13 protein-coding genes are annotated in these 14,200 nt (G+C 68.3%); 8 read left to right on the forward strand and 5 right to left on the reverse strand.

What is annotated here, in order from left to right:
• Positions 1–6 precede the first annotated feature (6 nt).
• Genes ABS64_RS03745 through tkt form a run of 3 tightly spaced genes read right to left on the reverse strand, consistent with a single transcriptional unit; the run spans position 7 to position 4,840 of the window.
• Entirely contained in the window at positions 7–1,626 is a 1,620-nt protein-coding gene (locus tag ABS64_RS03745) for a glucose-6-phosphate isomerase (protein ID WP_061681578.1), read from the reverse strand.
• The gene (gene tal, locus ABS64_RS03750; RefSeq protein WP_061681576.1) at positions 1,623–2,765 is read right to left on the reverse strand and encodes a transaldolase; all 1,143 of its coding nucleotides are present in this window, start codon (positions 2,763–2,765) and stop codon (positions 1,623–1,625) included. The genes ABS64_RS03745 and tal overlap by 4 nt, the downstream gene beginning before the upstream one ends.
• Positions 2,762–4,840, reverse strand: a complete 2,079-nt coding sequence (gene tkt, locus ABS64_RS03755; RefSeq protein ID WP_036290558.1) for a transketolase — start codon at positions 4,838–4,840, stop codon at positions 2,762–2,764. The genes tal and tkt overlap by 4 nt, the downstream gene beginning before the upstream one ends.
• A 269-nt stretch (positions 4,841–5,109) precedes the next feature.
• Between tkt and ABS64_RS03760 the strand changes: the two genes are divergently transcribed.
• A complete protein-coding gene (locus tag ABS64_RS03760) occupies positions 5,110–6,036 on the forward strand; it encodes a heme o synthase (RefSeq protein WP_016465326.1) in 927 nt (308 codons plus the stop codon).
• A gap of 61 nt (positions 6,037–6,097) precedes the next feature.
• Here the strand turns inward: ABS64_RS03760 and ABS64_RS03765 are convergent, their stop codons facing one another.
• Positions 6,098–6,511, reverse strand: coding sequence for a hypothetical protein (locus tag ABS64_RS03765; RefSeq protein WP_036290561.1), 414 nt, complete (start codon positions 6,509–6,511; stop codon positions 6,098–6,100).
• Positions 6,512–6,595: 84 nt separating this feature from the next.
• Positions 6,596–7,591 carry a COX15/CtaA family protein gene (locus ABS64_RS03770; protein WP_036290563.1) on the reverse strand — a complete coding sequence of 332 codons (996 nt, stop codon included), beginning with the start codon at positions 7,589–7,591 and terminating at the stop codon, positions 6,596–6,598.
• 292 nt (positions 7,592–7,883) lie between these two features.
• Here ABS64_RS03770 and sufB point away from each other — a divergent pair, with 292 nt between their 5' ends.
• Genes sufB through ABS64_RS03805 form a run of 7 tightly spaced genes read left to right on the forward strand, consistent with a single transcriptional unit; the run spans position 7,884 to position 14,170 of the window.
• Positions 7,884–9,302 carry a Fe-S cluster assembly protein SufB gene (sufB, locus tag ABS64_RS03775; RefSeq protein ID WP_005049286.1) on the forward strand — a complete coding sequence of 473 codons (1,419 nt, stop codon included), beginning with the start codon at positions 7,884–7,886 and terminating at the stop codon, positions 9,300–9,302.
• On the forward strand, positions 9,302–10,522 hold the full coding sequence (gene sufD, locus ABS64_RS03780; RefSeq protein ID WP_036290566.1) for a Fe-S cluster assembly protein SufD: 1,221 nt from the start codon (positions 9,302–9,304) through the stop codon (positions 10,520–10,522). The genes sufB and sufD overlap by 1 nt, the downstream gene beginning before the upstream one ends.
• The gene (locus tag ABS64_RS03785) at positions 10,519–10,848 is read left to right on the forward strand and encodes a non-heme iron oxygenase ferredoxin subunit (RefSeq protein ID WP_036290568.1); all 330 of its coding nucleotides are present in this window, start codon (positions 10,519–10,521) and stop codon (positions 10,846–10,848) included. Before sufD ends, ABS64_RS03785 begins: the two co-directional genes overlap by 4 nt.
• 14 nt (positions 10,849–10,862) lie before the next feature.
• On the forward strand, positions 10,863–11,633 hold the full coding sequence (gene sufC / locus ABS64_RS03790; RefSeq protein ID WP_005049291.1) for a Fe-S cluster assembly ATPase SufC: 771 nt from the start codon (positions 10,863–10,865) through the stop codon (positions 11,631–11,633).
• Between the two features lie 10 nt (positions 11,634–11,643).
• A complete protein-coding gene (locus ABS64_RS03795) occupies positions 11,644–11,973 on the forward strand; it encodes a metal-sulfur cluster assembly factor (RefSeq protein WP_005049292.1) in 330 nt (109 codons plus the stop codon).
• Positions 11,974–12,030: 57 nt separating this feature from the next.
• A complete protein-coding gene (locus tag ABS64_RS03800) occupies positions 12,031–13,197 on the forward strand; it encodes an aminotransferase class I/II-fold pyridoxal phosphate-dependent enzyme (protein WP_288120419.1) in 1,167 nt (388 codons plus the stop codon).
• A 31-nt stretch (positions 13,198–13,228) separates the two neighbouring features.
• Positions 13,229–14,170, forward strand: a complete 942-nt coding sequence (locus ABS64_RS03805; RefSeq protein WP_288120421.1) for a siderophore-interacting protein — start codon at positions 13,229–13,231, stop codon at positions 14,168–14,170.
• Positions 14,171–14,200: the final 30 nt, after the last annotated feature.

Below are 14,200 nucleotides of genomic sequence, written 5' to 3' on the forward strand. Positions count from 1 at the left end.
GTCGCGCTACTGCGCGGCCTCGAACAGGGAAAGCACCTCGACCTGAGGGTCGGTCAGGGTGAGGGTGACCACGGGTCGTCCGTGCGCGACGAGCACATCCGCGTCGCCGGCCGCCTGAGCGGTGATCAACTGACGGAACGTGAACGGGCGACCGGGTATTTCCAGATCGACCTCACCGGCTCCGATGATCTGCAGGAACACCCCGGTGGCGGGCCCGCCCTTGTGGAACTGACCCGTGGAGTGCAGGAAGCGGGGCCCCCAGCCGAACGTGACGGGTCGACCCGTATCGGCGGCGATGAGTTCGCGGATGCCGGAAAGCTGAGGCACCGAGGTGCGATCGGCGTAGGCCTGCACGGCGACGTAGCCGTCGGGACCGAGACGAGCCCACAGGGCGTCCAGCACTCCGGCGAGTGTGCCGGACGCGGCCAGCTCGGGATCGGACACGCGCACCTCGACGCCGTTCGCTGTGAAGGCGGGGTCGCTGAGGGCGGGGCGAGAATCGAGCAGCGCGCGAGCGGCGGCCTTGGCGGACTCGACGTCGGGCTGGTCGAACGGATTGATGCCCAGCATGCGTCCCGCGATGGCCGTCGCGTACTCCCAGACGACGAACTGAGCGCCCAGCGAACCGCTGACGAGTACCTCGTCGGGGTGTTGCTCGATCAGCCGGAAATGCACGGCATCATCCACGAGACGCACGAGCTGCATGTCTGCCGGGGTCTGGTCGACCTCCGGGGACAGCGGCAGCAGCACCACGGGAAGGATGCCGGTGCCGTTCTTGCCGGTCGACTCCGCCACGAGCTGCTCGATCCAGTCGGGCAGGCCCACGATGTGCGTGCCGTCGCTGATCAGGCCCAGCTTGTCGCGCCGCGGGTCGCCACCGGCGATGGCCGCGGCGAGCGTGAGTGCGGGGTTGCGGGGGTCGTCGATGGCGACCTCCAGAAGCGTCGCCTCCGCCTCGTCCAGGAGCTCAGCGATGTCCACGCCCGCGAGCCCGGAGGGCACCAGCCCGAAGGCCGTGAGCGCCGAATAGCGTCCCCCCACGTTCGGGTCGGCGGTGAACACGCGGTAGCCGGCCTCGCGGGCGGATTGCTCGAGCGGGGATCCCGGGTCGGTGACCACGACGATGCGCTCGGACGGATCGATGCCGAGATCGGACCAGGCGGCCGCGAAGGCGCGCTGCGCAGAATCGGTCTCGATGGTCGAGCCCGACTTCGATGCGACGACGAGAACCGTCTGCGCGAGGCTGCCGGACTCGGCATCCCCGTCGATCGCGGCCAGGACCTGCGCCGGGTCGGTCGAGTCGAGGATCACCAGCGGTACACCTGCCGTGCGGGTGATGACCTCCGGCGCGAGGGATGAGCCTCCCATCCCCGCGAGCACGACGCGGGTGAGACCCCGTGCGACGAGATCTGCGCGCAACGCGAGGATCTCGTCGACGAGGGGCCGTGACACGCTGACCGCGTCCACCCATCCGAGGCGGACAGCCGCCTCGGATGCCGCCTCGGGTCCCCACAGGTCGGGGTCGCCGGCGGTGATACCGCTGGCGACCAGGTCGTCGACCAGACCCGGAACGGTCTGGTCGACGACCTGCTTGACGTGACCCGAGACGTGGATCTCGAAACTCACCGGCTGGTCTCCGGGGCCGTCGCCAGCGCCTCGGCGACGGTCTTCTTGAGGTCCTGCCACGAGGCGATGAACTTCGCGACACCCTCGTCCTCGAGCGTCTGGGTGACATCGTTGATGTCGACGCCGAGTTCGGCGAGCTGCGAGAAGACCAGGTGAGCGTCTTCGTAGGCACCGGTGACGGTGTCGCCGGTGATGACACCGTGGTCGAAGGTGGCCTCGAGCGTCTTCTCCGGCATCGTGTTGACGGTGCCGGGCGCGACGAGCTCGGTGACGTAGAGCGTGTCGGGCAGCGCAGGGTCCTTCACACCGGTCGAGGCCCACAGCGGACGCTGCACGTTCGCGCCGGCGGAGATGAGCTCCTGAGCGCGCGCGGTCGCGAACTGCTGCTCGAACAGCTCGTAGGCCAGACGCGCGTTCGCCAGGCCCGCGCGGCTCTTCAGTGCCTCGGCATCCTCGCTCTCGAAAGCCGACAGACGCTTGTCGACCTCGGTGTCCACGCGCGAGACGAAGAACGAGGCGACGGAGTGGATGCCGGACAGGTCATGCCCGGCCGCCTTCGCCTGCTCCAGGCCCGCCAGGTAGGCGTCGATGACCTCGGCGTACCGCTCGAGCGAGAAGATCAGCGTCACGTTGACCGAGATGCCCGCGCCGATGACCGCGGTGATCGCGGGCAGGCCGGCCTTGGTCGCGGGGATCTTGATGAGGGCGTTGGGCCGGTCGACCTTGGCCCACAGCTTCTCCGCCTCGGCGACGGTGGCGTCGGTGTCGTGGGCGAGATCGGGGGAGACCTCGATCGACACGCGGCCGTCTACGCCGCCCGTCGCGTCGAACACGCCGCGGAAGATGTCGGCGGCGTCACGCACGTCGGTGGTCGTCAGCTCGAAGATCGCGGCGTCGACATCCGCGCCGCCTTCGGCCAGCGCGGCCAGCGGTGCGTCGTACGAGTCGTCGTTCTGGTTGCCGATGGCGGCCTGGAAGATCGACGGGTTCGTCGTGACGCCTGAGACATTGCGCGACGAGATCAGGTCGGCGAGGTTGCCCGACGCGATGCGCGCGCGGGAGAGGTCGTCGAGCCAGATACTGACGCCGGCGTCGACGAGCTGCTGGGTCGGGGTCGAGCCCGGGGTGGGGGTGCTCATGCGTTCTCCTTGACGGTTGCGCGGGCCGCTTCCACGACCGCATCGGTGGTGATACCGAACTTCTCGAACAGGGTCTTGTAATCGGCGGAGGCGCCGAAGTGGTCGATGCCGACCGTACGGCCGGCATCGCCCACGATGCCGCGCCAGAGCGGGGTCGACCCGGCCTCGACGGACACGCGCGCCGTGACGGCGGCCGGCAGCACGCTCTCGCGGTAGGCGGCATCCTGCTCGGCGAACCACTCCAGCGACGGGGCCGAGACGACGCGCGCCTGGATGCCCTCGGCGGCCAAGGTCTCGCGGGCCGCGACGGCCAGCTGCACCTCGGAGCCGGTCGCGATGATGATCACGTCGGGCTGTCCGCCCTCGGCGTCGATGAGCACATACGCACCCTTCGCCACGCCGTCGGTCGTCGCGAAGCCCGCCTCGCCGCGGGGGAACACGGGGATGTTCTGACGCGTCAACGCGATGCCGACCGGGCCGCCGCTGGTGCGACGGACGATCTCCAGCCAGGCCGCGGACGTCTCGTTCGCATCCGCCGGGCGCACCACGGTGAAGTTCGGAATGAGGCGCAGCGTCGACAGCTGCTCGATCGGCTGATGCGTCGGTCCGTCCTCGCCGAGGGCGACCGAGTCGTGCGTCCACACGAAGATCGAGGGGATGTCCATCAGAGCGGCCAAGCGCACCGGCGGGCGCATGTAGTCGCTGAAGATCAGGAACGTGCCGCCGAACGGGCGTGTCGGACCGTGCAGCTTGATGCCGTTGACGATCGCACCCATCGCGTGCTCGCGGATGCCGAAGTGCAGCACACGCCCGTACGGGTCGCCCGACCACTCGTGGGTCGACCACTCGGCGGGAATGAACGACTTGGCGTCCTTGATCGTCGTGAGGTTCGACTCGGCCAGGTCGGCGGAACCGCCCCAGAGCTCCGGAAGCTGCGCGGCGAGCGCGTTGATGACCTGACCCGAAGCGGCGCGCGTGGACACGTCCTTACCGGAGGTGAACTCCGGGACGGAGACATCGGCGGGCAGCTCGCCGGCTTCCAGACGCTCCAGCAGTGCCTTGCGCTCGGGGTTGGCCGCAGCCCACGCGTCGAAGTCGACCTGCCAGGCCGCGCGCGCCTCGGTGGCCCGCTCCTGGAGAGCGCGCGTGTGCGCGATCACGTCGTCGTCGACGACGAAGGACTTCTCCGGGTCGAACCCGAGGACCTTCTTCGTCGCCGCCAGCTCGTCGGCGCCCAAGGCGGAGCCGTGGATCTTTCCGCTGTTCTGCTTGCCGGGCGAGGGCCATCCGATGATCGTCTTCAGGATGATGAGCGACGGCTTGTCGGTCTCGCCCTTGGCGGCCTCGATCGCGGCGTACAGCTCGGCGACGTCTTCGACGTACTCCCCGGTCTTCTTCCAGTCGACCGTCTGGACCTGCCACCCGTAGGCCTCGTATCGGGCGGCGACGTCCTCGGTGAAGGCGACGTTGGTGTCGTCCTCGATCGAGATCTGGTTCGAGTCGTAGATGGCGATGAGGTTTCCGAGGTTCTGGTGACCGGCCAGGCTCGAGGCCTCGCTGGTGACTCCTTCCTGGAGGTCGCCGTCGCCCGCGATCACGTACACGAAGTGGTCGAACGGGCTCGTGCCGGCCGCCGCCTCGGGGTCGAACAAGCCGCGCTCGTAGCGGGCCGCGTACGCGAAGCCCACAGCCGAGGACAGGCCCTGGCCGAGCGGGCCCGTCGTGATCTCGACACCCTTCGTGTGGCCGTACTCCGGGTGGCCCGGCGTCAGGGAGCCCCAGGTGCGCAGCGACTCGAGATCGGACAGCTCGAGCCCGAAACCGCCGAGATAGAGCTGCACGTACTGCGTCAGCGAGGAGTGTCCGGCGGAGAGGATGAAGCGGTCACGGCCGAGCCAGTGCGTGTCGGAGGGATCGTGACGCAGCACACGCTGATACAGCAGGTATGCGGCCGGCGCGAGGCTCATCGCCGTGCCGGGGTGTCCGTTGCCCACCTTCTCCACGGCATCCGCGGCCAGCACGCGAGCGGTGTCCACCGCGCGCCGATCGATCTCATCCCAAACCAGTTCCGACACGTGGTGCCCTTTCGAAAAGAGGGGAGTGCGTCCGACTCTCCAGCCGGCCTCGGCGGCGTCGAAGCGCTGCCTGCCGGCGCTCGGCGACGCCTGTGTTTTCAGCTTAGCGAAGTGCCGCGGGTCGCAGGCCGCATGTGTCGTCCGTGACAATTCGCCGTCGAACCTCGACCGATCGGCGGTGGGCGGCTGCGGCTCGGGCGATCACCCGATGGCCTCGTGACCTAGACTGGGGGAAGGTCTGGAGTGAGCCGGGGAAGGGGTCTGCGGGCATGGTGCAGTCGAGCGTGTCCGCCGGGAACGATGTCGCGATCGGCCTGCCCCTCGGCCAGAAGATCCGCGCCTACGTTGCGCTGACCAAGCCCCGCGTGCTCGAGCTGCTCCTGGTGACGACGGTGCCGGTGATGATCCTGGCGCAGGGCGGGATGCCGAACCTGTGGCTCGTGCTGGCGACGGTGATCGGCGGCGCCATGAGCGCCGGATCGGCCGCCACCTTCAACATGTACCTCGATCGCGACATCGACGCGCACATGCGTCGGACCGAGAATCGTCCGCTCGTCACGGGCGAGGTGACTCCGCGAGGCGCTCTCGTGTTCGCCTGGAGCCTGGCGGTGGGCTCCACGCTCTGGCTGCTGCTGGCCACCAACTGGCTGGCCGCAACGCTGAGCGCCGTGGCCATCTTCTTCTACGTGGTCATCTACACGATGCTGCTGAAGCGCCGCACCGAGCAGAACATCGTCTGGGGCGGCATCGCCGGGTGCTTCCCGGTGCTCATCGGATGGTCGGCCGTCACCGGATCGCTGACCTGGACCCCCTTCGTCCTCTTCCTCCTCGTCTTCCTCTGGACCCCGCCGCACTACTGGCCGCTGTCGATGAAGTACAAGGGCGACTACCAGGAAGCGGACGTGCCGATGCTCGGTGCGACGCGCAACGGCCAGCAGGTCGGGCTGCAGGTCATCCTGTACGCCTGGGCCACCGTCGCCTCCTCGCTTCTGCTCATTCCCGTCGCGGGCATGGGTCTCGTCTACACGGCATCCGCTCTCGTGTTCGGCGGCTGGTTCATCGTCGAGTCCCACGTGCTCTACAACCGTGCCGTCCGCGGAGAGCAGATCCGCCCCATGCGCGTCTTCCACGCGTCGATCACGTACCTGACGCTCCTGTTCGTCGCCATCGCGATCGATCCGCTGCTTCCGTTCTGAACGGACGACGAAGGCGCCGACTCCTCGAGGAGCCGGCGCCTTCGTGTCGTTCGGTGCGCGATCAGACCGTGGGGCGGTCCGTCGTCGCAGCAGCGGACTCGTCGGCGTCCGCAGTCGGGGCGGCGATCGTCTCGGCCGCCGGGGCGGCGACCGTCGCGGGCTCCACGACCTCGACCACGTCGATCTCCTGGGGGACGACGCTCGGCGTGACGGCGCGCGCGATCGAGCCGATGGTGCCGAGGGTCAGCGCCAGAGCCAGACCGATGAGGCCGACGCCGATGAGGATCGCGCCGAGAACGGCCCAGATCTGACCGGCGTAGACCTCGACACCGGTGGCGGTGCCGTCGGCGAGCGTGCTGGCCATGACGGTCAGCTTGTCGACGAGCAGGTAGACGCCGCCGCCGACGGCGACGAGCGAGCCGCCCACGAGCACCCAGAACGGGATGCTGCGGATCACACGGGCGGTGTTGGGCATGGGAAAGCTCCTTCTGTCACGTCGCCGCACGCGCGGCGACACATCGACTATCTGCGAACCACCAGAGGAGCGGTGATGCGCCGGCTATGAGATCGCTGTGGAGCGCTCGCCGGCACCCAGCATGTCATGCGGCTGCTTCATGTGCAGGATCACGGCGGTCATCGCCGCCACGAGTGTCACGGCGAGCATCATGTGGACGTTCACGAGAGCGATCGGAAGGCCCGTGCGCGCCTGCCACAGCCCGATCGCGATCTGCACCAGCTCCACGCCGAGCAGCAGACCCGTCCATCGCCGCATGCCCGTCGTCGCACCCAGCCGGTAGGACCACCCGAACAGCACCAGCGTGAGCGCGAAAAGGACGTAGGCGGGCCAGCTGTGCACGTGCTGCCAGAAAATCGGGTCGAGGCCGTTGCGGGCGGCGGCGGTGTCTCCGGCGTGCGGGCCGGAGCCGGTCAGCAGGATGCCGATGACCACCGTGATGAGAACGACGACGCTCGTCACGTGCGCCACGACGGCGTAGCCGCGCGGGACGACGAGCTCTCGCCGGCCGGGCTTCGCGTACACGCGGACGACGTAGGCGGCGGCGATCGCGACGAGCGCGGCCGACAGCAGATAATGCAGCCCGACGATGCTGGGGTGCAGGTGCAGCCACACGGTGACACCGCCGATGACGGCCTGCAGGATGATGCCGATGCCGATCGCGAGCACGAGCCTCGGCAGTTCCGGACGCGTGCGCCACAGGCGCACGACGGACAGGAAGGCGAGGAGGGCCACGATCACCAGGACGCCGGTCAGCGTGCGGTTGCCGAACTCGATGAGGCCGTGGATGCCGAGCTCCTGCGTCGGGACGAGCGAATCCGGGGTGCAGTACGGCCAGGTCTCGCAGCCCATGCCCGAGCCGGTGAGCCGGACGAGACCGCCCGTGCCGACGATGACGATGTTGCTGATCAGCACGAGCCACGCGAGGACGCGTGTCGGGCGCCCGACACGCGCGGGAAGTCGCGACAGCAGTCCGCGCCCGTCCGCGGGTGCGGGAGCCGCGGTGGTGGTCTCGGCGCTGGAGGTCTGTGGTGCGGACAAAGTGGGGTCGCCTCCCGGATGCGCGCCCGGACGGGCGCCGGCCACCCCCGTGTCGGGGTGTTGCCTATAGACTGAAGGGGTGGGAACAGCGGCGCGCGAAGCGCGTCACGCCCCCTACAGTCTAGGCGCGCGCGGTGCACGCCCCGACGAAGACCACGTCGGAGAAAACGACACGAAAACGGCCCTGGAAGCGGCATCCGACCTTCGCCCACGACACTCCGATCGTGAGACAGGCGCAGGCGCAGGAATGCCGGAGCGGATGACACCGCCGGGCACGAAGGAGGCAAACCCCATGTCGGATGTGCTCATCGACCGTCCCGAACTCGAGGGACTGGGCGTCTATGAATTCGGCTGGCACGACGAAGACGCCGCCGGCGCCGTCGCCCAGCGCGGGATCAACGAGGACGTCGTCCGCGGGATCTCGGCGCTGAAGAACGAACCCGAGTGGATGCTGAAGACCCGACTGAAGGGCTTCCAGCTGTTCGGGCGCAAACCGATGCCCACGTGGGGTGCCGACCTCTCGGACATCGACTTCGACAACATCAAGTACTTCGTACGCTCCACCGAGAAGCAGGCGCAGTCGTGGGAGGACCTCCCGGAGGAGATCCGCAACACGTACGAGAAGCTGGGCATCCCGGAGGCGGAGCGTCAGCGCCTCGTCGCCGGCGTCGCCGCACAGTACGAGTCCGAGGTCGTCTACCACCAGATCCGCGAGGACCTGGAGCAGCAGGGCGTCATCTTCATGGACACCGATACGGCGCTGCGCGAGCATCCCGAGTTCTTCGAAGAGTACTTCGGCACCGTGATCCCGGCCGGGGACAACAAGTTCGCCGCCCTCAACACGGCCGTCTGGTCAGGTGGATCGTTCGTCTACGTCCCGAAGGGCGTGCACGTCGAGATCCCGCTGCAGGCGTACTTCCGCATCAACACCGAGAACATGGGCCAGTTCGAGCGGACGCTGATCATCGCCGACGAGGACAGCTACGTCCACTACATCGAGGGCTGCACGGCGCCGATCTACAAGAGCGACTCGCTGCACTCGGCCGTCGTCGAGATCATCGTGAAGAAGAACGCGCGCGTGCGGTACACGACGATCCAGAACTGGTCCAACAACGTCTACAACCTGGTGACCAAGCGCGCCATCGCCCACGAAGGCGCGACGATGGAGTGGATCGACGGCAACATCGGCTCGAAGGTCACGATGAAGTACCCGTCCATCTACCTCATGGGCGAGCACGCGAAGGGGGAGACCCTCTCGGTCGCCTTCGCCGGTCCCGGACAGCACCAGGATGCCGGCGCGAAGATGATCCACATGGCTCCCTACACGCAGTCCTCGATCGTCTCCAAGTCGATCGCCCGCGGTGGCGGCCGGGCCGGGTACCGCGGCGAGGTGCGCGTGGACGCCAACGCCCACCACTCGGCGAACACCGTGCGCTGCGACGCGCTCCTGGTCGACACGATCTCGCGTTCGGACACGTATCCGGCGATCGATATCCGTGTCGACGACGTGCAGCTCGGTCACGAGGCCACGGTCTCCAAGGTGAGCGAAGAGCAGCTCTTCTACCTGATGAGCCGCGGCATGCCGGAGGACGAGGCGATGGCGATGATCGTGCGCGGCTTCATCGAGCCCATCGCACGCGAACTGCCCATGGAGTACGCCCTCGAGCTCAACAAGCTCATCGAGATGGGCATGGAAGGATCCGTCGGCTGATGACGACAGCGACTCAGACCCCCGCCGGCGAGAGCATCCGGGCGGAGGGTCACATCGACCCTGCGGCCACGCTGGTCTCCGGCTTCGTGCCGGTGCAGACCCGATCGGAGCGGCCGACCTCGTTCGACCCCTCCGATTTCGCCGTGCCGACCGGCCGCGAAGTCAACTGGAAGCACACCCCGTTGGCGCTCCTGGGCGACCTGCTGCGGGACGAGCCCGCCCCCCACGACGTCATCGGCGTCGACGTGAGTGCGCCTTCGTCCGTCGAGCAGATCCGTCTGCGCGTCGGGGAGGCCCCACGCGGTGAGGTCTTCCGTCCCGAGGACCGTGTCAGCGCGATCGCCTGGGCGCAGGAGGACGAGGCTCCGCTCATCCGCATCCCCTCGGGCGTCGAACTCGAGGAGCCGATCGTCGTGCAGCTGACCGGACGCGGCGGTGTCGCGCATGCGCACGTCGTGATCGAGGCACAGGCGCACTCACGGGCGACGGTCGTGCTGCGCCACGCCGGTACCGCACAGCAGGCGCAGAACGTCGAGATCATCGTTCGTGACGGCGCCGCGCTGACGGTCGTCTCGGTACAGCGCTGGGACGATGACGCCATTCACCTGGCATCTCACCAGGCGCGGGTCGACCGCGACGCGACGCTGACCCACGTCGTGGTCAGTCTCGGCGGACGCGTCGTTCGCGTGAACCCGTCTGTCGAGCTCGCGGGAGCAGGTGCGGAGGGCAGACTCTACGGTCTGTCGTTCGCCGACGCCGGTCAGCACCTGGAGAGCCAGGTCTACCTGCACCACAAGGGTGCGCAGACGGTCGGAGACGTGCTCTACAAGGGAGCGCTGCAGGGCGAGTCCGCGCGCAGCGTCTGGGTCGGTGACGTGCTCATCGGACCGGATGCCGTGGGCACCGACTCGTATGAGGCCAACCGCAACCTCGTGCTCACCGATGGTGCACGCGCCGACTCGATCCCCAACCTCGAGATCGAGACGGGCGACATCCGCGGCGCGGGACACGCGAGCGCGACCGGGCGCTTCGACGATGAGCAGCTGTTCTACCTGCAGGCGCGGGGAATCGCGGAGGACGAGGCTCGACGTCTGGTCGTGCTGGGATTCCTCGCCGAGATCGTCCAGAAGATCGATGTGCCGGCCCTGCAGGACGAGCTCATCGCCGCGATCGAGGACGAGCTGGCTCTGGCGACGGCGGCCGAAGGAGAACACGCATGACCGCGCAGAAGGCCCTCAGCCTCAGCGACCTCACCCAGGACACCGCGGTGCGCGTCGAGATCGACGGCGTTCCGATGGCCGTCGTCCTGGATTCGAACGGTGAGGTCCATGCGATCGGCGACACGTGCACGCACGGCGACATCTCGCTGTCGGACGGGTTCGTGGAAGGGGAGACCCTGGAGTGCTGGGCCCACGGCTCGGCCTTCTCGCTGCGCACCGGTCGCCCCCTGAACCTTCCGGCCTATGAGCCGGTGCCCGTGTACGCGGTCACGATCGACGGGGACGACGTCCTGATCGATCCCGCTGTCCTCAAAGATGTGAACTGAAGAAGGTAACTGACATGGCTGTTCTCGAGATCCGCGACCTCCACGTGACGGTCGAGACCGACGCGGGGGAGACCCCCATCCTCAACGGCGTCGACCTGACCGTGCGCACCGGGGAGACGCACGCGATCATGGGCCCCAACGGCTCCGGAAAGTCGACGCTCGCCTACACGATCGCCGGTCACCCCAAGTACACGGTGACCCAGGGCACGATCACTCTGGACGGCGAGGACGTGCTGGCGATGTCGGTCGACGAGCGCGCTCGTGCCGGGCTGTTCCTCGCGATGCAGTATCCGGTGGAGATCCCCGGGGTGACCGTCACGAACTTCCTCCGTACGGCGAAGACCGCGATCGAGGGCGAGGCGCCCGCGATCCGTACGTGGACGAAGGACGTCAAGGAGGCGATGAAGAACCTCCGCATGGATCCGAAGTTCGCTGCCCGCAACGTCAACGAGGGCTTCTCCGGCGGCGAGAAGAAGCGCCACGAGATCCTGCAGCTCGAGCTGCTCAAGCCGGCGATCGCCGTGCTCGACGAGACCGACTCGGGGCTGGACGTCGACGCGCTGAAGATCGTCTCCGAGGGCGTGAACCGCGCCAAGGAGGCGACGGACCTCGGCGTCCTGCTCATCACGCACTACACGCGCATCCTCCGCTACATCAAGCCCGATTTCGTGCACGTGCTCGTGAAGGGCCGCGTTGCCGAGGAGGGCGGCCCGGAACTCGCGGAGCGTCTGGAGGACGAGGGCTATGACCGCTACCTCGAGCCCTCTGACATCGTCGAGGCATAGGATCGAACGCATGACTGCGACCCTCAGTCCGGAGAAGTACGACGACGTCACCGAGGCGCTCAAGGACGTGATGGATCCCGAGCTCGGAATCAACGTCGTCGACCTCGGTCTCATCTACGATCTCAGCTGGGACGAGGAGAACGACGCCCTCGTCATTCACATGACGCTGACCTCGGCGGGCTGCCCGCTCACGGACGTGCTCGAAGAGCAGACCGCGCAGGCCCTGGACGACGTGGTCGATCGCTTCCGCATCAACTGGGTGTGGATGCCGCCGTGGGGACCGGAACGCATCACCGACGACGGACGCGACATGATGCGCGCGCTGGGGTTCGCTATCTGATCGTCATCCGATGTCGGCGTGGCGCACCCGCAGGGGAGCCGTCGGTAGGCTCGAGGCGTGAGCATCGTTCCTCTCGAAGCCCTTCCCGTGGAGAGCCTGCGGCGGCGGTCCAGCACGAAGTGGCGGACGTACGGTTCCGACGTCCTGCCGCTGTTCGTGGCGGAGACGGATTTCCCCCTCGCGCCGCTGATCACGAGCGCCTTGCGCACGGCGGTGGAGCTCGGCGACACCGGGTACACACCACCCGATCCCGGCGTGCGCGATGCCTTCGCATCGTTCGCCGCTCGCCGCTTCGACTGGGTGGTCGATGCCGACCGCGTGCGGACGACGGGTGACGTGATGATGGGCGTCGTCGAGATCCTGCGCGCGGTCACCGCGCCCGGTGACGCGGTCGTGATCACCCCACCGGTGTATCCGCCCTTCACGATGACGGTGGAAGAAGCCGGATGCCGTGTGGCACCCGTGCCGCTGCGCGATACGGGTGCGACCTGGGCACTCGACCTGGACGGCATCGACGCGGCGCTGGCCGACGGCGCGCGCGCCGTGCTGCTGTGCAATCCCCACAACCCCACCGGTACCGTCCATTCGCGTGAGACGCTGGCCGCGCTGGCCCGGATCGCCGCGCGACATGGTGCCATGGTCATCAGTGACGAGATCCATGCGCCGCTCGTCTACGACGATGCGACCTTCACGCCGTTTCTCGCGTCATCGGCGGAAGCTGCCGCGGTCGGCTACACGGTCACCAGCCCCTCCAAGGCGTTCAATCTCGCAGGGCTGAAGTGCGCGGTCATGGTGACCGGGGACGAACGGACCGCCGCCGTCGTGCGCGGCCTGCCGTCGGAGGTGGAGTGGCGTACGGGGCTGTTCGGCGCGATCGCCAGTGTCGCGGCACTGGACGCGGCATCCGATGAGTGGCTCGACGCCCTGCGCGCCCGACTCGATCTCAACCGTCATCTCCTCGCGGACCTCCTCGCCGCACACCTGCCTCGCGCTCGTTACCGCCTGCCCGACGCGGGCTACCTCGCCTGGGTGGATCTGAGTGCCTACGGCTGGGGTGACGACCCGGCCGGGCGCATCCTCGCCGAGGCGCGCGTGGCTGTCCATCACGGCCCGCACTTCGGAGCGCAGGGCACAGGTCACGTCCGCGTGAACTTCGGCTGCGGGCCGGAGGTTCTCACCGAAGCCATTGCGCGAATCGGACGTCTCGTCGGCTCACCGGTGTGACATCTGACGAAGGTAAGGCTACCCTTAGGGTGTGACCGAATCTGCGACCGCCGTCCGCCCGGCCTACTGCCCGTATGCCGTCCGTGTCCGCGCCGTCGAGCGGCTCTCTGCGCACTTCGTGCGGGTATGGTTCACCGGTCCCGAGCTGGAGTGGTTCGGCACCGCGGGTCTCGATCAGCGGATCAAGATCGTCCTGCCCCTGGCCGATGTCGCGGGGGGATACTCCGACTTCGGTCAGGCGGAGCACGCCGGCGACTGGTACGACAGATGGCGGGCGCTGCCGTCTGCGCGCCGCAACCCGTTCCGCACGTACACGGTGCGTCGTGTGGATGCCGCCGCTCGCGAGCTCGCCGTCGATTTCGTCGTGCATCACGATGCCGGTCCGGCGGGATCCTGGGCCGCGCGCGCTGCCGTCGGCGACGAGCTCGTCATCATCGGTCCCGATGAGCGCAGCCCCCAGTCGCGCATCGGCCTGGATTGGCATCCCGGCACCGCCCGACGGCTGCTGCTGGCCGGAGACGAGACCGCCGCTCCCGCGATCTGCAGCATCCTGGAGTCACTGGATCCGCGGTGCGAGATCGACGCGTTCGTCGAGGTGCCCGACGACGACGATGCGCTGCGACCGCAGCTGCCGGCGGCATCCGGCGCGCGGCTCAGCTGGATCGTGCGGGCAGACCGACCGCACGGGGTCGCGCTCATCGAAGCGGTGACCGGGTGGACGCGGGATCACGCCGAGGTGCTCGCGCGCGCCGCGGCGCCCCGGCCTCAGGCCCTCGATGAGATCGACGTCGATCGTGAGCTGCTGTGGGACAGCCCCGAGGATGGCGACGGCGAGTTCTATGCGTGGATGGCGGGGGAGTCGGCGACGGTCAAGGTTCTCCGGCGGCTTCTCGTGTCGGAGTGCGGCGTCGACCGTAAGCGTGTCGCCTTCATGGGGTACTGGCGACGCGGTCAGTCTGAGCGCGTCGAATGAGCGCGCCGGTACGACCGCGCCGAACCTTGG

This window comes from Microbacterium sp. SCN 69-37 (assembly GCF_001724435.1).
Taxonomy (GTDB): domain Bacteria; phylum Actinomycetota; class Actinomycetes; order Actinomycetales; family Microbacteriaceae; genus Microbacterium; species Microbacterium laevaniformans.

What these genes read in the sequence shown, in the direction of transcription:
- tal (WP_061681576.1), bottom strand. Translation starts at nt 2,765, where the DNA reads ATGAGCACCCCCACCCCGGGCTCGACCCCGACCCAGCAGCTCGTCGAC.
- ABS64_RS03760 (WP_016465326.1), top strand. Translation starts at nt 5,110, where the DNA reads ATGGTGCAGTCGAGCGTGTCCGCCGGGAACGATGTCGCGATCGGCCTG.
- ABS64_RS03765 (WP_036290561.1), bottom strand. Translation starts at nt 6,511, where the DNA reads ATGCCCAACACCGCCCGTGTGATCCGCAGCATCCCGTTCTGGGTGCTC.
- sufB (WP_005049286.1), top strand. Translation starts at nt 7,884, where the DNA reads ATGTCGGATGTGCTCATCGACCGTCCCGAACTCGAGGGACTGGGCGTC.
- sufD (WP_036290566.1), top strand. Translation starts at nt 9,302, where the DNA reads ATGACGACAGCGACTCAGACCCCCGCCGGCGAGAGCATCCGGGCGGAG.
- ABS64_RS03785 (WP_036290568.1), top strand. Translation starts at nt 10,519, where the DNA reads ATGACCGCGCAGAAGGCCCTCAGCCTCAGCGACCTCACCCAGGACACC.
- sufC (WP_005049291.1), top strand. Translation starts at nt 10,863, where the DNA reads ATGGCTGTTCTCGAGATCCGCGACCTCCACGTGACGGTCGAGACCGAC.
- ABS64_RS03795 (WP_005049292.1), top strand. Translation starts at nt 11,644, where the DNA reads ATGACTGCGACCCTCAGTCCGGAGAAGTACGACGACGTCACCGAGGCG.